At 59.2% G+C, this 24794-nt stretch carries 18 protein-coding genes, 3 tRNA genes, 3 rRNA genes and 1 riboswitch; of the genes, 11 read left to right on the plus strand and 13 right to left on the minus strand.

Features of this window, described 5'->3' with window-relative positions:
- Nucleotides 1-518: 518 nt before the first annotated feature.
- Nucleotides 519-1451, plus strand: coding sequence for a PAS domain-containing protein (locus HQN78_RS12045; protein ID WP_107799991.1), 933 nt, complete (start codon nucleotides 519-521; stop codon nucleotides 1449-1451).
- A gap of 125 nt (nucleotides 1452-1576) precedes the next feature.
- Here the strand turns inward: HQN78_RS12045 and HQN78_RS12050 are convergent, their stop codons facing one another.
- Together HQN78_RS12050 and HQN78_RS12055 are read right to left on the minus strand one after the other, a co-directional pair.
- Nucleotides 1577-2974 (minus strand): NarK family nitrate/nitrite MFS transporter, encoded by a 1398-nt coding sequence (locus HQN78_RS12050; protein WP_107799992.1) that lies wholly within the window; start codon nucleotides 2972-2974, stop codon nucleotides 1577-1579.
- A 100-nt stretch (nucleotides 2975-3074) separates the two neighbouring features.
- Nucleotides 3075-4325, minus strand: a complete 1251-nt coding sequence (locus tag HQN78_RS12055) for a nitrate/nitrite transporter (RefSeq protein ID WP_107799993.1) — start codon at nucleotides 4323-4325, stop codon at nucleotides 3075-3077.
- A 270-nt stretch (nucleotides 4326-4595) separates the two neighbouring features.
- Between HQN78_RS12055 and HQN78_RS12060 the strand changes: the two genes are divergently transcribed.
- Nucleotides 4596-4913: a hypothetical protein gene (locus HQN78_RS12060; RefSeq protein WP_227107267.1), complete on the plus strand. Its 318-nt coding sequence runs from the start codon at nucleotides 4596-4598 to the stop codon at nucleotides 4911-4913.
- A gap of 108 nt (nucleotides 4914-5021) precedes the next feature.
- On the opposite strand, the gene rrf is transcribed toward HQN78_RS12060, so the two are convergent.
- From rrf to HQN78_RS12090, 6 genes are all read right to left on the minus strand, one after another.
- Nucleotides 5022-5136 (minus strand): 5S ribosomal RNA (gene rrf / locus HQN78_RS12065).
- A gap of 123 nt (nucleotides 5137-5259) precedes the next feature.
- A 23S ribosomal RNA gene (locus HQN78_RS12070) occupies nucleotides 5260-8148 on the minus strand.
- 304 nt (nucleotides 8149-8452) lie between these two features.
- Nucleotides 8453-9988, minus strand: a 16S ribosomal RNA gene (locus HQN78_RS12075).
- Together the 16S, 23S and 5S rRNA genes form the textbook arrangement of a ribosomal RNA operon.
- Nucleotides 9989-10374: 386 nt before the next feature.
- Nucleotides 10375-12081 (minus strand): hypothetical protein, encoded by a 1707-nt coding sequence (locus tag HQN78_RS12080; RefSeq protein ID WP_107798410.1) that lies wholly within the window; start codon nucleotides 12079-12081, stop codon nucleotides 10375-10377.
- Between the two features lie 166 nt (nucleotides 12082-12247).
- Entirely contained in the window at nucleotides 12248-12553 is a 306-nt protein-coding gene (locus HQN78_RS12085) for an H-NS family nucleoid-associated regulatory protein (protein WP_048414938.1), read from the minus strand.
- A 102-nt stretch (nucleotides 12554-12655) separates the two neighbouring features.
- Nucleotides 12656-13693: a folate-binding protein YgfZ gene (locus HQN78_RS12090; RefSeq protein ID WP_235089670.1), complete on the minus strand. Its 1038-nt coding sequence runs from the start codon at nucleotides 13691-13693 to the stop codon at nucleotides 12656-12658.
- Nucleotides 13694-13888: 195 nt separating this feature from the next.
- Between HQN78_RS12090 and HQN78_RS12095 the strand changes: the two genes are divergently transcribed.
- The 6 genes from HQN78_RS12095 to HQN78_RS12120 all read left to right on the plus strand — a co-directional run bounded on the left by HQN78_RS12095 (nucleotide 13889) and on the right by HQN78_RS12120 (nucleotide 16437).
- Nucleotides 13889-13964: transfer RNA gene (locus HQN78_RS12095), tRNA-Asn, on the plus strand.
- A gap of 34 nt (nucleotides 13965-13998) precedes the next feature.
- Nucleotides 13999-14074: transfer RNA gene (locus HQN78_RS12100), tRNA-Asn, on the plus strand.
- Nucleotides 14075-14101: 27 nt separating this feature from the next.
- A tRNA-Asn gene (locus HQN78_RS12105) sits at nucleotides 14102-14177 on the plus strand.
- An 89-nt stretch (nucleotides 14178-14266) separates the two neighbouring features.
- Complete coding sequence (locus HQN78_RS12110) at nucleotides 14267-15115, plus strand: DMT family transporter (protein ID WP_235089672.1); 849 nt, start codon at nucleotides 14267-14269, stop codon at nucleotides 15113-15115.
- A gap of 74 nt (nucleotides 15116-15189) precedes the next feature.
- Nucleotides 15190-15645 (plus strand): large conductance mechanosensitive channel protein MscL, encoded by a 456-nt coding sequence (gene mscL, locus HQN78_RS12115; protein ID WP_107798407.1) that lies wholly within the window; start codon nucleotides 15190-15192, stop codon nucleotides 15643-15645.
- 38 nt (nucleotides 15646-15683) lie between these two features.
- Nucleotides 15684-15866: riboswitch (yybP-ykoY riboswitch) on the plus strand.
- Nucleotide 15867: 1 nt separating this feature from the next.
- A complete protein-coding gene (locus tag HQN78_RS12120) occupies nucleotides 15868-16437 on the plus strand; it encodes a TMEM165/GDT1 family protein (protein WP_107798406.1) in 570 nt (189 codons plus the stop codon).
- Nucleotides 16438-16502: 65 nt separating this feature from the next.
- Here HQN78_RS12120 and HQN78_RS12125 read toward each other — a convergent pair whose 3' ends face one another.
- From HQN78_RS12125 to HQN78_RS12135, 3 genes are all read right to left on the minus strand, one after another.
- Entirely contained in the window at nucleotides 16503-18323 is a 1821-nt protein-coding gene (locus HQN78_RS12125; RefSeq protein WP_235089675.1) for a methyl-accepting chemotaxis protein, read from the minus strand.
- A 199-nt stretch (nucleotides 18324-18522) separates the two neighbouring features.
- On the minus strand, nucleotides 18523-19104 hold the full coding sequence (locus HQN78_RS12130; RefSeq protein ID WP_235089677.1) for a methyltransferase domain-containing protein: 582 nt from the start codon (nucleotides 19102-19104) through the stop codon (nucleotides 18523-18525).
- Nucleotides 19105-19137: 33 nt separating this feature from the next.
- Complete coding sequence (locus HQN78_RS12135; protein WP_107798403.1) at nucleotides 19138-19527, minus strand: DUF1289 domain-containing protein; 390 nt, start codon at nucleotides 19525-19527, stop codon at nucleotides 19138-19140.
- 95 nt (nucleotides 19528-19622) lie between these two features.
- Between HQN78_RS12135 and HQN78_RS12140 the strand changes: the two genes are divergently transcribed.
- Nucleotides 19623-19874, plus strand: a complete 252-nt coding sequence (locus HQN78_RS12140; protein WP_107798402.1) for a hypothetical protein — start codon at nucleotides 19623-19625, stop codon at nucleotides 19872-19874.
- Nucleotides 19875-19929: 55 nt separating this feature from the next.
- Here HQN78_RS12140 and HQN78_RS12145 read toward each other — a convergent pair whose 3' ends face one another.
- A complete protein-coding gene (locus tag HQN78_RS12145; protein ID WP_235089679.1) occupies nucleotides 19930-21219 on the minus strand; it encodes an FAD-binding oxidoreductase in 1290 nt (429 codons plus the stop codon).
- A gap of 115 nt (nucleotides 21220-21334) precedes the next feature.
- Nucleotides 21335-22513, minus strand: a complete 1179-nt coding sequence (locus tag HQN78_RS12150; RefSeq protein WP_107798400.1) for an ABC transporter ATP-binding protein — start codon at nucleotides 22511-22513, stop codon at nucleotides 21335-21337.
- A gap of 648 nt (nucleotides 22514-23161) precedes the next feature.
- Between HQN78_RS12150 and HQN78_RS12155 the strand changes: the two genes are divergently transcribed.
- Complete coding sequence (locus tag HQN78_RS12155; protein WP_235089681.1) at nucleotides 23162-23950, plus strand: alpha/beta fold hydrolase; 789 nt, start codon at nucleotides 23162-23164, stop codon at nucleotides 23948-23950.
- 30 nt (nucleotides 23951-23980) lie between these two features.
- Nucleotides 23981-24769, plus strand: coding sequence for an enoyl-CoA hydratase-related protein (locus HQN78_RS12160; RefSeq protein ID WP_235089683.1), 789 nt, complete (start codon nucleotides 23981-23983; stop codon nucleotides 24767-24769).
- The last annotated feature ends 25 nt before the right edge of the window (nucleotides 24770-24794 follow it).

Below are 24794 nucleotides of genomic sequence, written 5' to 3' on the forward strand. Positions count from 1 at the left end.
TTGCGCCGGTAAGGCGCGGCTCGCGCCAGGCCAGATCATGAAGCCCGGGAGCGAACGGAAGGGACCCGGCAAGCCGGGCAAGGGAGAGAAAACCGCCGTGTGGGCGGACCGAAAGCCGCGTCAGGGGTGGCGACGGGCTACGGTTCTCGCTAGTGTATTTTGCGTACAAACACGAATTTACCATGATTGATGGCAATTTCCAGCGTACGCAGGCAATTAATTCCGACTCCCAGCGCAAGTACGGTCATTTCCCGGCAAAGATGGGCATGACAATCCACTCTCAATTAAGTTGAGCATGAAATATCTGTACTCAGGGAATACACTTAGAGCGGCGGACAAAAAACAGTTCCACGCGGCAAGCAAGGCGCGCCGGCCGGACAGCGCAAGCAAGACGGCGAGTCGATGCCACGCGGCGCCTGGAGTTTGTCAGCCGCTTTAAGACCAGCGGCCCCACTGCTACGCGCCTGGCCACCCCAGGAGCGAACTCGCCGGCCTCACGCGACTTACGGAGAGCCCCTATGGCGATACTGCAAGCCTTCCAATCGCTGATCGACACCGTACAGGGCGCCTTGATCATCGCGCTTCCCGCAGACGGCCAGATCGTCAGCGCCAACCAGTTGGCCGCCATCCTGCTGGCCACTCCGCACGGCGATCTGATTGGCCAGCCCTTCTCCCGCTTTCTGCCGGACCCCGCGGACAGCGAACTGCTGGCCGGCGAACTGCGCCGCACCAGCATGATCTACAACCGCTCGCTCTCCTTGCAAGCCAGCGGCGGACGCCGCTTCGAGGTTCAGATGTCGCTGCGCGAGGTGGAGCTGGAAGGCGCGCTCATGCTGGTCTACAGCTTCAGCGACCGGACGGAAACCAAGGTCATGAGCCAGCTGCTGGATTTTGAGCGCAATCTGGTGGAGCGCTCGATCAGCCTGATGAAAAGCCTGCGCGCGGAAGACAAGCAAGCCGACGACGACAAATTGACCGGCGTGGCCGGCATGCACCGCCTGCTCTCCGCCGCCCATGCCGAAACCGGCCGCGCGCGCCGCTACGGCGGCGCCGTCTCCGGCCTGATCCTCAGCCTGATGAACGTGCCCGAGCCGATGCCGGAGCTTGACGAGGGCTCGGCGCACCGCCACTTGCTGCGCCTGGCCGGCAGCCTGTGCCTGCAAAGCACGCGCGACAGCGATCTGGTGGCCCAGCGCGAAGACGACGCCTTCATCATTCTGCTGCCCAACACCGGCGTAAGCGGCGCCAACGAACTGGCGCGCAGGCTGATCAAATCGCTGCGCCAGCTCAGCTTCGTCTACCAGGGAGAAGAGCGCAAGGCGGCCGCCTGCGTCGGGCTGAGCGCTCTGCGCGGCAGCGAAAACACGCCCAAACCCATGCTGGAACGCTTGAACGAAGCGCTGCAAAAAGCGCGGGAAGGCGGTCCCAACTACATCGTCAAACTGCCCTGAAGCGTCTGTCCGGCTAGGCAGGAGCGCCGCGCTCCAGCCAAACGGCTTCAGCCCGATAAAAGACAAACCGGCGAGGCATCGTCTTGACGCCTCGCCGGTTTCGTTTCCATCGGCCGTTTAGCCTGTCAGCAACTCACTTCCGCGTTCTTGCGCGCATAGAACCACCAGCACAAGGCGATGCAGCTGATATAGAAAACAATGAAGCACAACAGCGCCGGCTCCGCGCCGCCGGTCGCCTTCATGGACGCGCCAAAGCTCTGCGGAATGAAATAGCCGCCGTAAGCGCCAATGGCGCTGATGAAGCCGCCAGCCGCGGCCGACTCCTTGACCCCGTCCGCCTCAGCCTGCTTGCGCGCGTCTTCGCCGCGACCGGCCGCCGCGCGCAGCCGCCCGGTGGTGAAGATGGTCGGAATCATTCGGTAAGTCGAACCATTGCCCACGCCGGCCATGGTGAACAGCAAGAGGAACATGGCGAAGAAGCCGGCAAAGCTGCCGCCGCTCAACTGCCCGGCCGCGTCATGCGCCGGCAGGAAGTGCAACACCCCCACCACCGCCAAGGCCATCACCGCGAACACCCACATGGTCACCCGCGCGCCGCCGAGCTTGTCCGAGATCACGCCGCCTATCGGGCGCACCAGGGCGCCAAGCAAGGGGCCGATAAAGGCGAACTTGGCCACCGGCACCTCCGGAAACTGCGTCTTGGTCAACAGGGCGAAAGCACCGGCAAAACCGATGAAGCTGCCGAAAGTGCCGATGTACAGCCAGCACATCAGCCAATTATGCTTGCGGCGGAAAATCACCGCCTGCTCTGTAAATGAGGCTTTGGCGTCCGCCAGATCGTTCATGCCGAACCAGGCCGCCGCCGTGGCCAAAACAATGAACGGCACCCAGACGAAGCCGGCGTTCTGCAGCCACAAGCTCTTTTCCACCCCATCCTTGACATAATGCTGCGCATCGCCACCAAAGGCGCCGAACATGCCGCCGGTCACCACCAGCGGAATCACGAACTGGGCCAAGGACACGCCGAGGTTGCCGAAACCCGCGTTCAAGCCGTTGGCCGCGCCCTTCTGCGCCTTGGGGAAAAAGTAAGCGATATTGGCCATGGAGCTGGCGAAATTGCCGCTGCCCAGCCCGCACAGCAAGGCGATCGCCAGCATCACCGGATAAGACGTCGTGGGATCCTGCACCGCAAAGCCCAGCCATATCGCCGGAATCAACAGCGAGGCGGTGGACAAGGTCGTCCATTTGCGCCCGCCCACAATGGACGGCATGAAGGAATAAAAAATGCGCAAGGTCGCGCCGGACAGCGCCGGCAGCGCCGTCAGCAAAAACAGCTGATCCTTGGTGTAATTGAAACCCGCGTTCGGCAGGTTCAAGGTCACCACGCTCCACAATACCGAAATGACGAAAGCCAGCGTCAGACACGGAATCGAAATCCACAAATTGCGCCGCGCAATGCTCTGGCCTTCTTGTTGCCAGAACTCGGCGCTTTCCGGCTCCCACCGTTTGATGACATAAGACATGACTCAACCCTCCCCGCCGGCCCGAGTCATGGCCAGACCAGCGCTATTTGACAATCTTTTAAAGGCGGCGCGCGTCAAGGCGCCGCCATGCAACTCAAACTCAACGACTGGCGGTGGCCAGACGCAAACGCTCCGCGGCCACCGGCTTGAACGAGTAATGCATCCAGACCAGGCTGACGCAGACCGTGCCGTACAGCAGCATGAAACAGCTGGAACGCACCCCGGCGAGGTCCACCAGCGCGCCGAACAAAATCGGCAACACGAAACCGGCCAGTCCGCCGGCCAGGCCCACCACGCCGGACACCGCGCCGATATTGTCGGGAAAATCATTGGCGATGAACTTGAACACCGAAGCCTTGCCCACCGCCATCGCCACGCCGGCGATGAACAACACCGCAGTGAACAGCACCGAGTTCAAACCGATATGCAGGCTCCACGGTCCCTTGACGGTGGCCACCACCATCTCGGTCTGCGGATAGGACAAGACGAAGAAGCACACCCATAACACCCACATCACCCACCAGGTGGTCCGGTACGCGCCGAAGCGATCCGACATCCAGCCGCCAATCGCGCGCAGTACGCCGCCCGGCAAGGAAAAACAGGCGGCGAGAAAAGCCGCGGTTTTCATATCAAAACCGTACTCGCCGACAAAATACTTGGTCAGCCACAGCGACAAGCCCACATAGCCGCCAAACACCACCGAGTAATACTGCGAGTAGCGCCAAACCCGGGGATCGCGCATCACCCGCAGTTGATCGACGAAACGCTGGCTCCCTCCGCTCAAGTGCGCCGGATTGTGATAACTGCAAAACCAAAACAACAGCGCCGCAGCCAGCATCACCCCGGCGTACACCTGAGGCACCAGCGTCCAGCCGCCCAGCGCGATCAAGGCCGGCGCCACGAATTTATTCACCGCCGCGCCGGAATTGCCCGCGCCGAACACGCCCATCGCCATACCCTGATGCCGCGCGTCGAACCAGCGCGCCACATAGGGCGTGCCCACCGAAAAACTGCCGCCCGCCAAGCCGATGAACAGCCCAATCAGCAAGAAATGCCAATACTGGGAGGCGAACTCCATCAGATAAATCGGCAGCACCGCGCTCAGCATCAGGCAAAACAAAACGATGCGGCCGCCATAGCGGTCGGTCCAGATCCCCAAGGGCACCCGCACCAGCGAACCCGACAACACCGGCATCGCCACCAGAATGCCGAACTCGGTCTCGTTCAGCCCCAGTTGCTGCTTCACCGGAATGCCCACCACGCCCATCATCATCCACACCATGAAACAGACGGTGAAAGCAAAAGTGCTGACGGCCAGCACTGAATACTGCTTGTACGCCGCGGATGTCATCTTTCCTCCCTCAGCGGCCTGGCGGCCGGTCAGTCCAACTCCATACTCACACCATACTGCTCGCGCGCCGGGAAACCCATTCGCCAGACGTGGGCAAGACCGAGGAAAAACGATCTAATCGAAATAGTTCTTTTGGGTGGTATTCAGGACAGCGGCGACGCCGCAGAAGGGAGGGAAGGCGGCGTAGCCGTCCGGCTTTGCGCCAATGCAAGTTACAGCCCCGGCGACATTGGCTAAGATAGGCGCATTGCCAACAAGGGAGCCTCCCCCATGAATGCCGCCAAGAAGATTCGCCGTTTCATCGAAGAAGGACATGACCCGCAACAAATGCAAGTGCTCAAGGAACTGGCGACCGCACTGGAAATGGGCCGCTCTTTCGACCTCAGCCTGCTCTACGATATCGACATGCGCTACTTCGACGTCGCCATCGATCTGCTGAAAGATTGGCGCTTCGACCATCACATCGCCTCTCGCAGCAAGCTGCTGGAGCAGTTGCTGACCGAGATCGCACCGGACAGACAGGCGAAAGCGCAGGAAGCCCCAGCAGTCAAACCGGCGGCGAGCAAAGCCGCCAAACTCAAAAAGTAAGCGGACAGCGGACGCAACAAAGCCTCCCTTTGGGGAGGCTTCTGTGTCGCCGTTCAACAGCATAATGCATAAAGCCCAGCTCGTTTGAGCTGGGCTTTGCAATGGGGCGTCTGGCGGTGTCCTACTTTCACATGGCGAATGCCACACTATCATCGGCGCTAAGGCGTTTCACGGTCCTGTTCGGGATGGGAAGGCGTGGGACCACCTCGCTATGGCCACCAGACATAAACTGGTACAAACTTGAAGAAGCCTAGGTCGATCCTGGATCAACCCACATATATTCGGTATTCAATTGTGTCGCACAACCACTATCTCGTCACTCGGTTTCCCAAGCCACTCAAATGATAGGATCAAGCCTCACGAGCAATTAGTATCGGTTAGCTTAACGCCTCACAGCGCTTCCACACCCGACCTATCAACGTCCTGGTCTCGAACGACTCTTCAGGAGGGTCAAGCCCTCAGGGAAGTCTCATCTTCAGGCGAGTTTCCCGCTTAGATGCTTTCAGCGGTTATCTCTTCCGCACTTAGCTACCCGGCAATGCGACTGGCGTCACAACCGGTACACCAGAGGTGCGTCCACTCCGGTCCTCTCGTACTAGGAGCAGCCCCCGTCAAACTTCCAACGCCCACTGCAGATAGGGACCAAACTGTCTCACGACGTTTTGAACCCAGCTCACGTACCACTTTAAATGGCGAACAGCCATACCCTTGGGACCGGCTACAGCCCCAGGATGTGATGAGCCGACATCGAGGTGCCAAACACCGCCGTCGATGTGAACTCTTGGGCGGTATCAGCCTGTTATCCCCGGAGTACCTTTTATCCGTTGAGCGATGGCCCTTCCATTCAGAACCACCGGATCACTATGTCCTGCTTTCGCACCTGCTCGACTTGTCGGTCTCGCAGTTAAGCTACCTTTTGCCATTGCACTATCAGCACGATTTCCGACCGTACCTAGGTAACCTTCGAACTCCTCCGTTACACTTTGGGAGGAGACCGCCCCAGTCAAACTGCCTACCATGCACTGTCCCCAATCCGGATCACGGACCAAGGTTAGAACCTCAAACACACCAGGGTGGTATTTCAAGGACGGCTCCATGAGAACTAGCGTTCCCACTTCATAGCCTCCCACCTATCCTACACAAGTCTGTTCAAAGTCCAATGCAAAGCTACAGTAAAGGTTCACGGGGTCTTTCCGTCTAGCAGCGGGGAGATTGCATCTTCACAAACACTTCAACTTCGCTGAGTCTCAGGAGGAGACAGTGTGGCCATCGTTACGCCATTCGTGCGGGTCGGAACTTACCCGACAAGGAATTTCGCTACCTTAGGACCGTTATAGTTACGGCCGCCGTTTACTGGGGCTTCGATCAAGAGCTTGCACCCCATCACTTAACCTTCCAGCACCGGGCAGGCGTCACACCGTATACGTCCACTTTCGTGTTGGCACAGTGCTGTGTTTTTGTTAAACAGTCGCAGCCACCGATTCTCTGCGACCTCTCAAAGCTCCTCCCGCAGGGGATTCACTCTAAGAGGCATACCTTCTCCCGAAGTTACGGTATCAATTTGCCGAGTTCCTTCTCCTGAGTTCTCTCAAGCGCCTTAGAATTCTCATCCTGCCCACCTGTGTCGGTTTGCGGTACGGTTCTTATGCAGCTGAAGCTTAGTGGCTTTTCCTGGAAGCGTGGTATCAGTCACTTCAGGTCCGTAGACCCTCGTCATCACGTCTCGGCCTTAAGGGAAGGCGGATTTGCCTACCTCCCCAGCCTACCGGCTTAAACAGACTATTCCAACAGTCTGATGACCTAACCTTCTCCGTCCCCACATCGCACTGCATAAAAGTACGGGAATTTTAACCCGTTTCCCATCGACTACGCTTTTCAGCCTCGCCTTAGGGGCCGACTCACCCTACGCCGATGAACGTTGCGTAGGAAACCTTGGGCTTTCGGCGAGCGGGCTTTTCACCCGCTTTATCGCTACTCATGTCAGCATTCGCACTTCTGATATCTCCAGCATCCCTTACGAGACACCTTCACAGACCTACAGAACGCTCCCCTACCATCTGCACTTACGTGCAAATCCGCAGCTTCGGTTATCAGTTTGAGCCCCGTTACATCTTCCGCGCAGGACGACTCGACCAGTGAGCTATTACGCTTTCTTTAAATGATGGCTGCTTCTAAGCCAACATCCTGGCTGTCTATGCCTTCCCACCTCGTTTACCACTTAACTGATCATTTGGGACCTTAGCTGGCGGTCTGGGTTGTTTCCCTCTTGACGATGGACGTTAGCACCCACCGTCTGTCTCCCATGCTCGCACTTTCCGGTATTCAGAGTTTGCCATGGTTTGGTAAATCGCAATGACCCCCTAGCCATAACAGTGCTTTACCCCCGGAAGTGATACATGAGGCACTACCTAAATAGTTTTCGGGGAGAACCAGCTATCTCCGAGTTTGTTTAGCCTTTCACCCCTATCCACAGCTCATCCCCTAGTTTTGCAACACTAGTGGGTTCGGACCTCCAGTGCGTGTTACCGCACCTTCATCCTGGCCATGGATAGATCACTCGGTTTCGGGTCTACGCCCAGCAACTAAAGCGCCCTATTCGGACTCGGTTTCCCTACGCCTCCCCTATTCGGTTAAGCTCGCTACTGAACGTAAGTCGCTGACCCATTATACAAAAGGTACGCAGTCACGGAACAAGTCCGCTCCCACTGTTTGTATGCATCCGGTTTCAGGTTCTATTTCACTCCCCTCCCGGGGTTCTTTTCGCCTTTCCCTCACGGTACTGGTTCACTATCGGTCGATCATGAGTATTTAGCCTTGGAGGATGGTCCCCCCATCTTCAGACAGGATTTCTCGTGTCCCGCCCTACTTATCGTACGCCTAGTCCTTGGAATGCGTTTTCGTGTACGGGGCTATCACCCACTATGGCGGTCCTTTCCATGAACCTTCCACTAACACAATCCATAACACGTACAGGCTCTTCCGCGTTCGCTCGCCACTACTAACGGAATCTCGGTTGATTTCTTTTCCTGCAGCTACTTAGATGTTTCAGTTCGCTGCGTTCGCCTCCTCAGACCTATGGATTCAGTCTGGGATCTCCTTGCGGAGGGGTTTCCCCATTCGGACATCGCGGGATCAAAGCTCTATTGCCAGCTCCCCCGCGCTTTTCGCAGGCTTACACGTCCTTCTTCGCCTATGATCGCCAAGGCATCCACCAGATGCACTTAGTCGCTTGACCCTATCATTTCAGTAACCTAGATCACCAAAACAACAAGTGTGTTTGTGCGACGACTACACCGCCCCTTTTGATATGGCGACGTAGCCTAGATACAATCAAATACCCAAGATGACGATCCGTCCGCGTAAAGAGTTAACTCTACGCTTCCTTCTCGCCGTCTTTATATATTCGGCTTCTTCAGTTTGTTAAAGATCAGTGCGTTCAAACAACGCGATCACAGTACTCATCCAAGCACTCTGATCGCGAGACTCAAACTCGCGAATAACCGATAGGCTGTAAGTACTCGATCAACAACCTTCTCTAGAAAGGAGGTGATCCAGCCGCAGGTTCCCCTACGGCTACCTTGTTACGACTTCACCCCAGTCATGAATCCCACCGTGGTAAGCGGCCTCCTTACGGTTAGCCTACCCACTTCTGGTGAAACTCACTCCCATGGTGTGACGGGCGGTGTGTACAAGACCCGGGAACGTATTCACCGCAGCATGCTGATCTGCGATTACTAGCGATTCCGACTTCACGCACTCGAGTTGCAGAGTGCGATCCGGACTACGATCGGTTTTATGAGATTGGCTCCACCTCGCGGCTTCGCGACCCTCTGTACCGACCATTGTATGACGTGTGAAGCCCTGGTCATAAGGGCCATGAGGACTTGACGTCATCCCCACCTTCCTCCGGTTTGTCACCGGCAGTCCCATTAGAGTGCCCAACTTAATGATGGCAACTAATGGCAAGGGTTGCGCTCGTTGCGGGACTTAACCCAACATCTCACGACACGAGCTGACGACAGCCATGCAGCACCTGTGTTAACGCTCCCTTTCGGGCACCACCACATCTCTGCGGCGTTCGTTACATGTCAAGACCAGGTAAGGTTTTTCGCGTTGCATCGAATTAATCCACATCATCCACCGCTTGTGCGGGTCCCCGTCAATTCCTTTGAGTTTTAACCTTGCGGCCGTACTCCCCAGGCGGTCAACTTCTCGCGTTAGCTACGCTACCAAGGATTCAAACCCCCAACAGCTAGTTGACATCGTTTAGGGCGTGGACTACCAGGGTATCTAATCCTGTTTGCTCCCCACGCTTTCGTGCATGAGCGTCAGTGTCATCCCAGGGGGCTGCCTTCGCCATCGGTATTCCTCCGCATCTCTACGCATTTCACTGCTACACGCGGAATTCTACCCCCCTCTGACGCACTCTAGTCGTGCAGTCTCCAATGCCGTTCCCAGGTTAAGCCCGGGGCTTTCACATCAGACTTGCACAACCGCCTGCGCACGCTTTACGCCCAGTAATTCCGATTAACGCTTGCACCCTACGTATTACCGCGGCTGCTGGCACGTAGTTAGCCGGTGCTTATTCTTCCGGTACTCTCAGACCCAGCGGTTATTAACCACTAGGATTTGCTCCCGGACAAAAGTCCTTTACAACCCGAAGGCCTTCTTCAGACACGCGGCATGGCTGGATCAGGCTTGCGCCCATTGTCCAAAATTCCCCACTGCTGCCTCCCGTAGGAGTCTGGGCCGTGTCTCAGTCCCAGTGTGGCGGATCATCCTCTCAGACCCGCTACTGATCGACGCCTTGGTGAGCCTTTACCTCACCAACTAGCTAATCAGACATCGGCTGCTCGTATAACGTGAGGCCTTTCGGTCCCCCACTTTCCCCCTCAGGGCGTATGCGGTATTAATCCGGCTTTCGCCGAGCTATCCCCCATTACACGGTACATTCCGATGCATTACTCACCCGTTCGCCACTCGTCAGCGGTGCAAGCACCCTGTTACCGTTCGACTTGCATGTGTAAAGCATGCCGCCAGCGTTCAATCTGAGCCAGGATCAAACTCTTCAGTTCAATTCCAAGCAAATTTTCTGGCACGCAAGATCAAAGAAACATCGAGACATTTCTCGTCTTGCAGTGCAAGTGTTTGGTCATCGACCGAGCACTTACACCTATCGGTTATTCGTTCTGTTAAAGATCGGTGCAGGTCGCTGCGTTTCGTTTCCGTCGCTGCGTTGTCTGCTGAGGAGGCGAACTATACGTCAGCCCCCTAAACCCGTCAACACCTTTTGCGAGAAAAACCTCAACAAAAGCGGGTCTCACAGGGCAAACCATTGATGCGACAAGCAATATCCAAAAGGGGTATTTGCCGACACACCTCAACCGCCCCGCCGAACCATGAAAAACGGGCCGAAGCTTAGCTTCGGCCCGTTCTCAATCTCACCTTTAATGATGGAAAGTCACGGCATAACCGGCAACTTTTCCAAAGCCTGGACCAATTCCACCTCGATCAAGCACCAATCGCTGCCCTTATCCATCACCTTGCCCAGAGAAAGCTGGAAATGCTTGCCCTTGGCCGTCATGTAGAATTCCTTGCCCAACACATATAAGGATAACGGCAGCAATAAGGCGTTCACTACCTTGCCCGAGCGCTGGCATGGCACGAACAAGGCGATATGCCCGGCCAGCCAAACCTGTTCAGGCGGCAGCGTGGGATCGATCAGCCTCACATCGGTTGGCCGCAGCGAAGCCGCCACTGGTCTTCTACTCAGGGTTTCAACCCCGAGGTAGATCTGATCCGCCGAATTACGCTTCACTCGGCGCACCACTCCCAGACTCCAGCCATCCACCGATTTCTCGCGAAAACCGATCAAGGCGCCCAGGCCCACCCATTCGTTCCCCATCGCCCCCAAAGTCACACCCAGTCCGGTTTGGCTGACGTTGTCGACTTCCCAGCGCGAAAACTCTTCTTTTGCCGGCTGAGAAACAGCCTCCCCGCCCAAGGCAAGCCCAGGCATCGGCGCGCCCTTGTCCCGCTTCCTGGTGGTAACAAAGCCATAAATACGGATATTGGCCGCATCATCGAAATTACCGTCTTCCAGCGCGCCCGTTTGCTTGGCCTCGTCCACGACCCGAATCAAACGGTGCAGCACGGGCAGGCGATACGCCACTTCTATGCTCTGCCCGGAAACGGGCACCCGCTCCGCCCTTTCAAAACGCATTTGCTGGGGGGCCCACTCCCGCATCAAAGCGCGCAAGGTATTGGCGTCTATGCCCGGCTCCATCATGCGTTTAATTTCAGGCGGCACTCTGCCGGCGTCCAATACAATGCTCCAGCCGTGCAGAATTTCGACCAGATCCGTTGTCCCCCAGTAGCGCGCGGCTTCGTCCACCAGGCCGCCCGACGCTCTTGCCGCGGGATGCGGTCCTTTTAAAGAGACCACAAAACTCGAATGTTCCGCGCAAGCCCGGGTTAATGACATACGGTTGCTAAGCACTTGCAGCAATTGATAGGCGAAGTGCAATTGCCTGGCGCTGAGATTGCCCCCGGTCAGCACGGCGAGCATATGCAAGATGAGGAATTGATCCTGAACCGTCGTCGCAGGCTGACCATCGCCGAACAGAAACACCGGCACGGAATCGCAACCATGATGCTCGGCGAACCAATATAGCTGGTTGACCCCCAGCCAAAACGCCTCTTCCGGATTAAAGCTTCGAACCCAATGCCAACGCGCATGCTCGCCAAGATAGAACATCATCCGCGACAGCACGATGGGCAGCAGCGTCAGCACCTTGGCGCCTTCAACGGAATCGGCGTCGACCGTCAGCACATGCTGATAACTATCGATGAAGCATTTGCCGTACGCCAGTATCTGGCTTCGCAATTGCGCTTCCAGCGCCTTGGGCATGCGCGTATTCAGCAAGTATTGCGCGCAGAGGTTTTCGTGCAGCGATTCGGTCTCTTGATTGAGCGCCAGCAGCGCTTCGACGCGATCCACCGAGATATTGTGCCAATCCAACTCCAATGGCGACAGCAAGGCCACCACGCGCTCATGCGCGGCCGCCCCATGCTCCTTCTTCAAAGCCGCCACGAACTCCCTGGCCGCTTCCGCGCTGGCCAACGGGTCGGAGCGACCTTTAGCCCCTCTTGAAAAAAAATCCAGCATAGCCGCCCACTCTCAAGACAATGTCAGCACATTTCAATCACTACGCGAAACAGCTTGAACGCTACATCCATTTATAGCAAGCCGCAAGCCGGCCCGCTGGCCGTCGGACAAAGAAAAAGCGCCCATGACAGGCGCTTTCGAAATTCATTGCAAACCCGCAGTTTGCTTAGATAGCCAGAGCGTCCAGGGCTTTGCCGCTGGAGATCCACTCTTGTACCCACACCGGCTTACGGCCGCGGCCGGTCCAAGTCAGTTCCGGGCTGGCCGGGTGACGATACTTGGCTTCCACCGGCTTGCGCACGCCGCCGGTTTTGCCCAGCACTTCCTCCACGCTCAGACCATAAGCGCGAGCAAGTTCAATGATTTGTTTCTTGGCTTTGGACTTTTCTTCGCTTTCGCGGCGCTTGATTTCAGCTTCGACATCGGCGCGCAGAGCCACCAGCTGAGTAAAATCCAATTTCGACAGTTCCATTAGCATGTTCCCAAATATATTGTAAGAGTAGTGGTGCGTTACAGATGATAATGTAGCCAAGCCTTTCCACTCAAGTCAAGGAAACAAAACAGAAATTATCAATTAATTCTCAGCCCCCTCATTCAAGGAATAGGGCAGCTCCAGTTGTTGAAGCCTTATTGTGTACGCCTCGTCAGCGTAAATACCTTCTTCCCAGGCTTGAAATTGAACCACGGCCAAGCCTTCATATTGATCCGGTGCCACTTGGCAAACCGCAGCCACCATGCCAATCGACTGCCCCGCCACGGACGGGCTATAGAGTTTGGCGCCGATGGCGAGCGGCCGTTTAAATGCCACTTTGAACATGCGGCGCTTCATTTTCCCCAAATACTGCGATCTGGCGACGATTTCCTGCCCCGGGTAACAGCCTTTCTTAAAGCTTACCCCGCCAATCAATTCCATATTCGCCATTTGCGGCACAAACTGCTCCTGAGTCGCCAGACTGATCCAAGGGATGCCCGCGTCAATATCCCGCCAGTCCCAAACGCTGGAGGACACCAGGCTCGCCGCCTCCGTCAGCCTTGCGCCAAGCTGCTCTGCGCCGGCTTCATCCACCGCCAGCACCCAGCCCGCCCCGGGCAGGCCTATCAACAGGCCCAATTCCACTCGAATCATTTCACGCGGCCCAACGCTTGCCGCCAATGCCGGCTCAATGGCCAGCGTATTCAGCGCCGTCGCGCCCGCAAGGCCAATCAAGGTCAGATTATCCGCAATGGATACCTTCACCTTGGAGCGCAAGACAAACATGCTCAGGCGCTTGGCCACGTATTCGGCCAGATCCGCCGACACCGCCAGGCAATAAACGCCGTCGCTCCGCCAAACCAGGAAGCTGGCCAGCATTCGCCCTTTGGCTGAAGAGTAACTGCTGTACTGGGCATGGCTTTCGTCCGACAACTCCCGCACATCGCTGGAAAGCTGCCCTTGCAAAAAGGCCTCCGCGTCCTCTCCCGCCACCTGGATGATTTTATGCTTATCCAGAACCGATATTGCGGCGCCTGCGCGCAAAGACTCCAACTGCCGCAAATGAACATTCATTTCCGCCGCATCTTTATTTGCCCGCTCTGCGCGCGCATCCAGCCTGAGCTTACCGTCCAGATTCATTTAACCCACCTCAAAAACGCGGCTATTCCCGCATTGTCAACAAACGAAATTTTAACGCGCCGCCGCCTCCCTTCGCCAGCGGTGAATTGCGGGCGTCAACGCCGCGTCCAAGCCGCCCGACGGACGCAAGCGATTTTCAGCCGCGCAAGTGTTGACAGCCCGACAGGCTGAAGCTATAGTTCGCCCTCACTCAAATCCCTGATAGCTCAGTTGGTAGAGCGACGGACTGTTAATCCGCAGGTCGCAGGTTCGAGCCCTGCTCGGGGAGCCACTCCGGCCCAGTTTGAGAATTGCTTGTTTTCCATTCCCTGATAGCTCAGTTGGTAGAGCGACGGACTGTTAATCCGCAGGTCGCAGGTTCGAGCCCTGCTCGGGGAGCCAAAACAAGCCCGCATCACCGCATTATGATCCCTGATAGCTCAGTTGGTAGAGCGACGGACTGTTAATCCGCAGGTCGCAGGTTCGAGCCCTGCTCGGGGAGCCAAAATTTCAAAAGCCACAATCTCCGGATTGTGGCTTTTTCCATTTTCGCTTCCGTTTTACAATCGGCCCACCCTCCCCATTGGAATAATAATGATTCCCAGACCGATTGCCTTTGCCGGGGGCGCCATCCTGCTCTGGGCCTCTCTGGCCGCGCTTGGCGCTCAAACACGCTCGCTTCCCCCTTTCTTCGTCGTTGGCGTCTGTCTGCTGATCGGCAGCCTGCTCAGCCTGCGCCATTACCGCGACTGGAAAGTCCCGATGCCCACCCTGCTGGTGGGGATCTACGGCTTGTTCGGCTATCACTTCCTGCTGTTCTTCGCGTTTCGGCACGCGCCGGCGATGGAAGCCAATCTGCTGAATTACCTGTGGCCGCTGCTGATCGTCATGCTCTCCCCCATCCTGGTGCCGGGCACCGTGCTGCATGGCCGCCACATCCTGGCCGGCGCGCTGGGCTTCAGCGGCGCGGCGCTGATTGTCAGCGGGGGCAAGCTCGCCTTGTCCAGCAGCCATCTCGCCGGCTATCTGCTCGCCATCGGCGCCGCCGTGGTGTGGTCCACCTTCAGCCTGCTGACCCGCAGACTGCCCAGCTTTCCCAATAGCGCGGTGGGCGGCTTCTGCCTGCTGTCCGGCCTGCTCTCCTTGCTGTGTCACGCCCTGTTCGAACCCAGCGTCGCCCCCAGCGCCGGCCAATGGCTGGCCCTGATCCTGCTCGGCATCGGGCCGATGGGCGGCGCCTTCTTTCTATGGGACCGCGCGCTGAAGGAAGGCGACCCCAGGCAGATCGGCTCCCTGTCCTACGCCACGCCGCTGCTGTCCACCTTGCTGCTGATAGGCAGCGGCCAGGGTCAATTGAACGCCGTCGCTCTGACCGCCATCGTGCTCATTCTTGGCGGCGCCTTGCTTGGCAGCCTGCCCGTCCGCTCACGCTCAGCCGCCTGAAAGAAAGACCCGCGGTGGAGCGACGGCGGCCGAATGTCCTATAATGCTTAACGCTATTTAAACAGAGGCCAACCATGTCCATTATTAAAGAATTCAAAGAATTTGCCATGAAAGGCAATGTCATCGATCTGGCGGTCGGCGTCGTCATCGGCGGCGCTTTCGGCGCCATCGTCAAATCGCTGGTCGACGATGTGATCATGCCCCCAATCGGCCTGTTGATCGGCAACGTCGATTTCTCCAATATGTTCTTCGTGCTAAAAGAAGGCAGCAAACAGCTTGGGCCTTATGTGTCCGTGGCCGCGGCCAAACAGGCCGGCGCCGTCACGCTGAATATCGGCCTGTTCATCAATGCCATGGTCAGCTTCACCATCGTGGCTTTCGCCATCTTCATGCTGGTCAAGGCCATCAATCGGCTGAAGCGCGAAGAACCGGCCGCCGCGCCGGCCCCCGCCACCAAGGAATGCCCGTTCTGCGTGTCCAGCATTCCGGAAAAAGCTTCTCGATGCCCGCAGTGCACGTCCCAACTCTAAGAGCGGAGATTGCCCCGCTACGCCAACTGATTTAGAATCGGCTGGTTCTGGGGGAGTAGCCTCGGCGCGGTTTTCAGCGCCGGCATGCGTCAACAGGCTTGGCCATCACGGCCATGGCGCATGCGACGAAAACTTCCGTTTGGCAAGACCCATGACATGTCTGCGCAACGCGGGGCTGCGGCGCGGGCTTGTCATGGCGTATGCGCAGCCCCCGGAGTTTTCATGGAAGCCTTCCTTATTTCCACCGGCATCGTCGCTTTGGCTGAAATCGGCGACAAAACCCAATTGCTCGCCCTGATGCTGGCCGGCCGCTACCGCAAACCCATGCCCATCGTTCTGGGCATCTTCGTCGCCACCTTGCTCAATCATTTCGCCGCCGCCGCGGTGGGTCACTGGCTGATGAGCAAGATAGGACCGGACTTCATGCGTTGGGGCTTGGGTCTTTCCTTTCTCGCCATGGCGGGCTGGATGCTGATTCCGGACAAGCTGGATGAAGACAGCCGGCTCATGGAGCGCTTCGGCGTGTTCGGCACCACCTGTATCGCTTTCTTTATCGCGGAAATGGGCGACAAGACGCAGCTGGCCACCGTCGCGCTGTCCGCGCGCTTTCCCGAGGCCTTGCTGTTGGTGGTGGCCGGCACGACGCTGGGCATGATGCTGGCCAATGTGCCCGCGGTGCTCTTGGGCGAGGTGGCCGCGAAGAAGCTGCCGCAAAAACTGGTGCACACCGTTGCCGCGCTCTTGTTCGCCGGCCTGGGCATTATCACCCTGCTAAGCCCGTTGCAGATCTGAGGCGACGCTCAAAACAAAACGGAGGCCGCGGCCTCCGTTTTGCTTTCCTGCCGACCTGCGCCGCTTCAAGTCCGGGTAGCTCCGCGCCCAAGCGCCTCCAACAGCTGCTCCGGGTTGAAGCCCAGGCGGAAGCCGCCCCAATGCTTGCCGGACAACATGATGGGCAGCACCACTTCCGACAGCACCTCCCCGGTGTCGCGGGTATACGTCTGCAGCAGGAAAGACTGCGTGCTGCGCGCGGCCCGCAAACCGGCGGCATCGGCGAACTTGCGCTTGTCGCGGCTGTTGATCAGGTCCTTGGCCGCATCTCCGCTCAAGGGCTGGCTATACCAGCTATTGTGGGTCGGCGCGTAGCCGTTGGTGTCCACCGCCAGACAGAACACGCCGCCGGGCACGGACTTGGCGGCGCGGTCATACACCGGCTGCATCAGTTTTTCCAGCTTGGCGTCGTACTGAGTGCGGAACTTGGCCGGCTTGGCGCCGGCGATGGGCTGGTAGTTCTGATCGAACAGCGCCACGCCCGCGGCCAGTTGCGCGGCCATCATGGTTTGCAATTCATCCCGCGCCTCGCGGGCCGTTTGCATGATCTGGTCGAACTCGCCCTCGCCCAGAATGAAGCGCGCCACCAGTTGCTGCACCTGCTCCGCCGCGCCGGATAATTTGGTGGCCGAGTCTTCGGTATGGTTCAGACGGTCCGTCACCTGATGGCCCAGTTCGTGGATTTCCGCCACATGCAGATTGACCTGGCCATTGGAGGCGACGAACTCCGACATGGTGGCGGCGATCTGGCTGAGACTGCTCGCCGTGGTTTCGAAGTCTCCCATCATCTTGCTGAAATGGTCGGACGCCTTGGAGACGATCTCCCGCGCCGACTTGGTGTCCTCGGTGATCTGCGCGGTTTCCACCTGGGTTTCCGACACCAGCCCCAACATGCCGTCGATATTATGCGAAATCTCGTCGGTGGCCTTTTTAACCCGCTCGGCCAGTTTGCGCACCTCATCGGCCACCACGGCGAAACCGCGTCCGCTCTCGCCGGCCCGCGCCGCCTCTATCGCGGCGTTCAAGGCCAGCAGATTGGTCTGGTCCGACACGTCCTTGATCAGATCGACAATGGTCTTGATGCTGGAGGAGCGCTGACTCAGATCATCCACCGTGTGATTGAAATGCCCCACTTTCTGGTTGATGCCGTAGATGCTCTCCGCCACGGATTTGAGTTCGGCGTAGGATTCCCGCGCCACATCCAGATTGGCCAGCGTAGTGGACGAGATCGCCTGGGTTTGCTCAGTGACCTGGCCCACGCCCTCGGTGCTCTGATCGCTGGCGGCCCGGACCTGCGTCGCCAGCTGATCCTGCTTGCGCGCGCCCTCCAGCGATTCGACCACGTTCTTGCGGGTGCGCGCCGAATCCATCGCGATCCGCACCGTCATCAGCCGCACATTGCTGATGATCTCGCGCATTTTCAGCAGGAAACGGTTATACGACAGCGACAATTCGCGGATTTCGTCATGGGTGATGGTGGGAATGTCTCTGGACAGATCCCCCTCACCGGCGCCGATTTCATTGAAAATCCGGATAATCATTTTCAGCGGTCTGACGATGAGGAAGCGCAGATACCAGACCATGAAGGCGATGAAAGCGACGCTGACCACCCACAGCGCCATCGTCCAAAACAGCGCGCCGTCGATGCTGGACTCGATGCCGGCCAACACCTGGGGCGAAGCGACTTGCCCTTTCAGCGAACTCCGTATGTTTTCCAGCACATAATAAACATAAGCCACCATGCCCAGCTGAAACACGCTGATGAAAAAGAAACTGCACAATTTCTTGGTCAACGTATCCCAGAAAGTCTTTTCCACCAGGGTATACACGCGCCAGAACCACTGCATGACTTCTCCTCTTGCTCCGCAATCCCGTTCAGCGGCTGGTGCCGGCCCCGCGCCCTCCGGCGCTTCGGGCCCGCCCGTCGCTGTTATCTAGAATTATTGTTGTTTATTGACTTCAGTCAGCCATGCTAAGCGATAGCGGCCTTGTTTTTGGAATAGTTGGCTGACTATTGATTATCATCAAATAGGCCATGTCAATGTATTACAAATCCCCGTTTCCGTGTTGCCTTCTCCACACCATCCAGCACTCCCGACCGCCAAACACCGGCACGCCCTCCGCCTGCGGCGCGCAACTCTCCAACACGAAAGCCGGCTCCAGCAAAGCGCTCAAGGCCGACATGCCCAAGCCGAACGGCGGGCCCCGCGGCGTGTCCGCGATAAAGAACACTCCAAGCAGCGCGCCGCCGGGGCGCAACAAGCGCGCCATCTTTTCCGCATAGCGGGCATGCAGGCGGGGCGGCAACGCGCAGAGAAAGGCCCGCTCGAACACCATGTCGAAAGACGGCGTTTCCTCAACGGCGAAAAAGTCCGCCTGCTGGATATGGGCGGCCGCCTGCGGCCACTGCGCGCGAGCGATCTCCACCGCCTGCGCGCTGAAATCGACGGCCAGCACCTGATGGCCGCAGTCCAGCAACAGAGGCAAGTCTCCGGCGCTGCCGCAGCCGGGCAGCAAGATTCGACTGGCAGGCTGAGCTTGGAAAAACGCCAGGGCCTCCGGACTCAGCCGCGCGCCCTCCCAAGGCGTCACGCCGTCGCGATAACGCACATCCCAAAACTCGGTCAAAGAACTGTCCTGCGCCATCGCCTTCCCCTCGTTCTATTCAACGCCCGCCTGCTCGCGCAAAAAGGCGGCCACCTGCGCCGGACTCCAGCCGGCGCAATCGCGCTGACACGCCGGCTCTCCCGCCCGCAGCCAGCGCAGGCAGTTCCCCTCCATGCGGAACCACAAGGGCAGGCAGGGCACGCTCATCCACTCGCCCCCGTCCTCGCCCTGATGAAGCTCCGGCAGGCAGGAGAACACCGCGGCGATCTTCAATCCGCGCTGACGCAGCGGCAGCTGCAACCACACCCGCTCCCGCTCCTCCGCGTCCATGAAGCACCACTGCGAGATCTCGTCGAAGCTGCGCGCGCAGCCGCGGCAGATATCGTCGCCCACCGCGGTGGAACACACGGCGATGCAAGGCGAATCAGGGCGCTCCGTCGTCATGCCCCGGCCCTTGAAACAATAATGTCATATTTCTTGACGCGCCAAACTAAAGTGTCAGATAAATGAATAGTCATAAAAATAAAATATCCGCTGTCATGACCCGCAATGAAACCTTGATTTTCCGCACCTTACGCCTGCTGCAGACCATGCACATCCAGTATCTGGACGAACACAAACTGTTTCAGGCGCTCTCGCGCGAATCCGGCGGCGAATACAGCGCGGCCGACGTTCACGAGCACCTAGTCTACATGCAGCAAAACGGCTTGCTCAAACCCGTCCGCACCGCGGACAACCATACCGCCTACGCGCTGGATTGGGGCGGCTACGATTATCTGGACCCCACCTGAAAAATAAAAAGGCAGCGCGAAGGCTGCCCAGGGTCCGCGGCACGGCGACGCCCGCTTATAAATAATCCCGCATCCGGAAATAAGCCATGCCCAGCACCAAGGCCGGCGTGCGCAGCCATTTGCCGCCGGGGAAGGGATTATGACGAATCTTGGCGAACAGGTCGAAGCGCGAAGCGTCTCCGGCCACCGCCTCCGCCACCACTTTGCCGGCCAGGCCGGTGATGTTGACGCCGTGCCCGGAAAAGCCTTGCAGATAATAGACATTGCCGTCCAAACGGCCAAAGTCAGGGGCGCGGTTCACCGTGATGTCGCAAAAACCGCCCCAGGCATAGTCGATCTTGACGTCGGCCAGTTGCGGAAACACCCGCAGCATATCGCTGCGCATGCCGTCGGCCAAATGGGCTGGCTCGCGTCCGGAGTAACTGACCTTGCCGCCGAACAATAAGCGGTGGTCGGCGGACAGACGATAGTAATCCAGCACGAAATTGGTGTCGCACACCGCCATATCGTTGGCGATCAAGGCCTCGGCCCGCTCCTTCCCCAAGGGCTCGGTGGCGATCACATAAGTGCCGGCCGGCATGATACGCCGTTCCAGCTCAGGCACCAGCGCGCCGATGTAGGAATTGCAGGCCAACACCAGCTGGTCGCAATTGACCACGCCCCGCTCCGTCGCCACTTGCGGCCGCGCCCCCCGCTTCAGACGCAGCGCCGGGCTTTGCTCGTAAATGGCCACCCCCGCCTCGCGCGCGGCGCGGGCCAGGCCCAGCGTGTAGTTCAATGGGTGCAGATGGCCGGAGCGCGGGTCGTACAGCCCGCCCTGGTAGCGATCGCTGGCCAGCCGGGTCCTGAGTTCGTCCCGGTCCCACAGCTGCATGCCGCCATAGTCATAGGCCTGCGCCGCCTCTCGCTGCCAGTCCTCCAACTCCTGCATATGCCGCGGCTTGACCGCCACGCTGACATAGCCGCGCCGCCAATCGCAATCGATGCCGTGCCGGTTCACCCGTTGTTCGATGATGTCCACCGCCTCCACCGACATGTCCCACATCTGCTTGGCCAGGCTGTCGCCCAATTGCGCGCGCAGCGTGTCGACGCCGCAAGCGAATCCGGAAATCACCTGTCCGCCGTTGCGCCCCGAGGCGCCGAAGCCGATTTGCGCCCCCTCCAGCAGCGCCACGGAGAATCCGCGCTCGCGCAGATTCAGCGCCGCCGACAAGCCCGCCAGCCCGCCGCCCACCACGCAGACATCGCAGTCGACGACGCCTTCCAGCGCCGCCCCGGGCTCCCAGGGCAGAGCGGTGGCGGCGTAATAGGATGGAGCGTGAGCCTGATGGGCAAAGCTAAGCATGAAGACCTCTCAATGAAAACAGGAATGGCGGCCAAAGCCGGGCGGACCAAACGCCTCGGGAAAGAGAAGAAAAAGCGGATGCCATGCGGCATCCGCTGCGGCGCGTGCGTGGGCGCTAGCGCGTCAACACCACCGGTACATCCTGGCGCCAACTGACGAAGACCGGATCTCCCCAGGTCGGCGCGGTTTCGCCCGCATCATACCAGCGCGAAGACGGCACCACTGATTTGACGACCTTGCCGCTGGCCAGTTTCACGTGATAGATGGAATAACTGCCCAGATAGGCGATGTCCTCCACCACGCCGGCGGCGACATTGGGGCCCGCCGGCAACGGCTTGATGTCCAGCCTCACGTCTTCCGGCCGAATGCTGGCCCAGACGTGCATGCCCTTGGGGCCGGTAATCCCGTGGTCGATGCGGATGTCCCCGCCCAGCTCCGGCGAGCGCACTTCGACCAGGTCCGGCTCGTCCACCACCACCGCGCCCTCGAAAATATTGCTCTCGCCGATGAATTCCGCGGTGAAGCGACAGCTGGGGTAATCGTAAATTTCGGACGGGGTGCCCACCTGCAGCAAGGAGCCTTCGCTCATGATGCCGATGCGGCTGGCCATGGTCATCGCCTCTTCCTGATCATGGGTCACCATGATGCAGGTCACGCCCACCTGTTCGATGGTATTGACCAGCTCCAGCTGGGTCTGCTGGCGCAGCTTCTTGTCCAGAGCGCCCAGAGGTTCGTCCAGCAGCAAGAGCTTGGGCCGCTTGACCAGGCTGCGCGCCAGCGCCACCCGCTGCTGCTGACCACCAGACAATTGATGCGGCTTGCGGTTGGCGTACTTGCGCATCTGCACCAGATCCAGCATCTTGCCCACCCGCTCCGCGATCTCCTCGCGCGGCACCTTGTCCTGTTTCAGGCCAAACGCCACGTTCTGCTCCACCGTCATATGCGGAAACAAGGCGTAGCTCTGGAACATCATGTTCACCGGCCGCTCGTACGGCTGCAGGCCCTGCATGTCCTCCCCGTCCAGGATGATGCGGCCAGAAGTCGGCGTCTCCATGCCCGCCAGCATGCGCAGCAAGGTGGACTTGCCGCAGCCGGAGCTGCCTAGCAGGGCGAAGATTTCATTTCTGCGGATATCCAGATCCACATGATCCACCGCGACATGATCGCCGAACTTTTTCAGTACGCCGGCAATGCGCAGATAAGCCTTGTCGGCGTCGGCCTGGGTTCCGGCGGCCTGGGCGTTGTGGGCGGAAAAAGCGGCCTGGGCCGGTTTGGCGGCAATAGCTTGCGTCATTGAGTCGTTCCCTCTATTGCAATTCCGCAGCGGCGCGGGCCGGCTGCGTCCGCCGCGCGGGCCTCGTCTCGAGGCGGCGCGGCGGCAATCGAATGCCTTGCTGGATGATCGCGCCGGCCTGGGCCCGCGCGCATGGGTTCAAGAATCCGTCCGGCGTCCCGCGCCGGCCGGCGGTCCCGCCGCGAGAGCGCGTGGCCATGCCGCCACCGCCGTGCCTATTGCCAACATGATGTCTCCTCTGTACGGCGCTTAATGCGAACACGGCCCGGCGGCCGCGACGACGGCGAGCGCCTTTGTCGTTTTAGTCTTGAACAGAAGCCTATGCCACGTTTAATAAATTTGACAATATCTAGTGCAAACGCTCTCGAAAATTTATCGCCTCTGTGGCGCGCGCGCCTCACCCAGGCTGGCCGGTCAAACCCGAAAACCCGGCCCTTTCCCCTAAGACGCCGGCGGCGAAAACCCCACCATCATTGTTTAATTCGTCAAACACTTTACCCTTTTCCACCGCAGGCAGACCGGCGCGCGCGGCGCCGCGTCCTCGCCAGGCGTCCGCGTCGCCAGCAAATTGCCCCGCAAACGCCGACGCGCTCTAGAATGAAGCATGCATGTTGACGCCGCGCAACGCCTGACCAAAGGAATACCGCCATGCCCTATGCCGAAATCGCCGGACACAAGGTCTATTACGAACTCAGCGGACAGGGCGCCCAAGTTCTGGCGCTATTCAACGGCATCACCATGTCCACCGCCGCCTGGGCCCTGCTGCAGCCGCAACTGGAACCGCACTTCCAGCTATTGCGCTTCGACTTTCTCGGCCAAGGCCAAAGCGACCGACCCGGCGGCGACAAATATCCGCTCAGCGAACAAGCCGACCTCGCCGCCGGTCTGTTGAATCATTTGGGCATTGCGGAGGTCTATCTCACCGGCTTGTCTTACGGCGGCATGGTGGCGCAGCACTTCGCCCATCGTCATCCCGAGCGCGTGTCGCGGCTGCTGCTGGCCGCCACGCTGGCCTGGGCCGACAGCGTCAACAACCATATCAGCGACAGCTGGGTTGCGGCCAACCGCAGCGGCGGGCTGGATTTGCGTTACGCGGTCAGCGTGCCCTGGCTGTTTTCCAGCCGATTTCTCGCCAGCAACGCCGCCATGCTCGACGATATGAAGCTGATCGCCGGCATGGTGGACTGGGACGCGGTGATACGTCTGATCGCCGGCGTCACCGAGCACGACGCGCGCACCTGGCTGCACGAGCTGAGCATGCCCTGCCATATACTGGTTGGCGACGAAGACCGCCTGACGCCCTTGTATCAAGCCGAACTATTGCGCGAACGGCTGCCCGGCGCGCAGCTGGAAATTCTGCCGGGCACCGGCCATGTATTGCACATCGAGGCCGCGGACGCCTTTGTCCGCAGCATTATCCGTTTTGGCCACGGCTGAAACGCCCATCATCAGAACAAGGAGAACCGAATGACCGCCGAGTCCGTTTTGCTTGCCGTTGATTCAAAGGGAATCGCCACCATCACCCTCAACCGCGCGGAACTGCTGAACGCGCTGGACGACAGCAGCGTCGGCCTGCTGACCGCGATGCTGGAAACCCTGGCCGAAGACACTAGCGTGCGCGCCGTGGTGCTGACCGGCAGCGGCATCAGCTTTTCCGCCGGCCACGATATCGACTGGATGCGACGGATGGCCGGTTTCGGCCGCGAGGAGCTGGAGCGCCACGCCCGCCTGCTGGCCAAGCTGCTGCGCACGCTGGACACCTTGCCCAAGCCCACCATCGCCAAGATACAGGGCTCCGCCTTCGGCTTGGGCGCGGGGCTGGTCGCCTGCTGCGACGTGTCCATCGCCAGCTCCGAAGCGCTGTTCAGCTTCTCCGACGTCAAGCTGGGCGTGATCCCCGCGCTGGTGGCGCCCTATATGGTCCGCGCCATCGGCGAGCGCTCGACGCGCCGCTACTTCATGACCGCGGAGCGTTTCAACGCCGGCAAGGCCAAACGCCTGGGGCTGGTGCATCAGGTGGTGGAAAGCGATGAGCTCGACATGGCGGTGGACTTCCTGATCAACCATCTGCTGATCAACAGCCCGGCGGCGATGCTGGAAGCCAAGCGGCTGCTGGCCGACATCGCCGGCCTGGGCGTCGGAGAAGACGGCATGGAAATCTGCATCCAGCGCATTGTCGCCATCCGCCTGAGCGAGGAAGGCCGCGAGGGCGTTCAGGCCATGCTGGAAACGCGCAAGCCCTCGTGGATGGATTAACAAGCGGCGGGGAACGGCGCGGCTG

This window comes from Chromobacterium sp. Beijing, assembly GCF_021496765.1.
Taxonomy (GTDB): domain Bacteria; phylum Pseudomonadota; class Gammaproteobacteria; order Burkholderiales; family Chromobacteriaceae; genus Chromobacterium.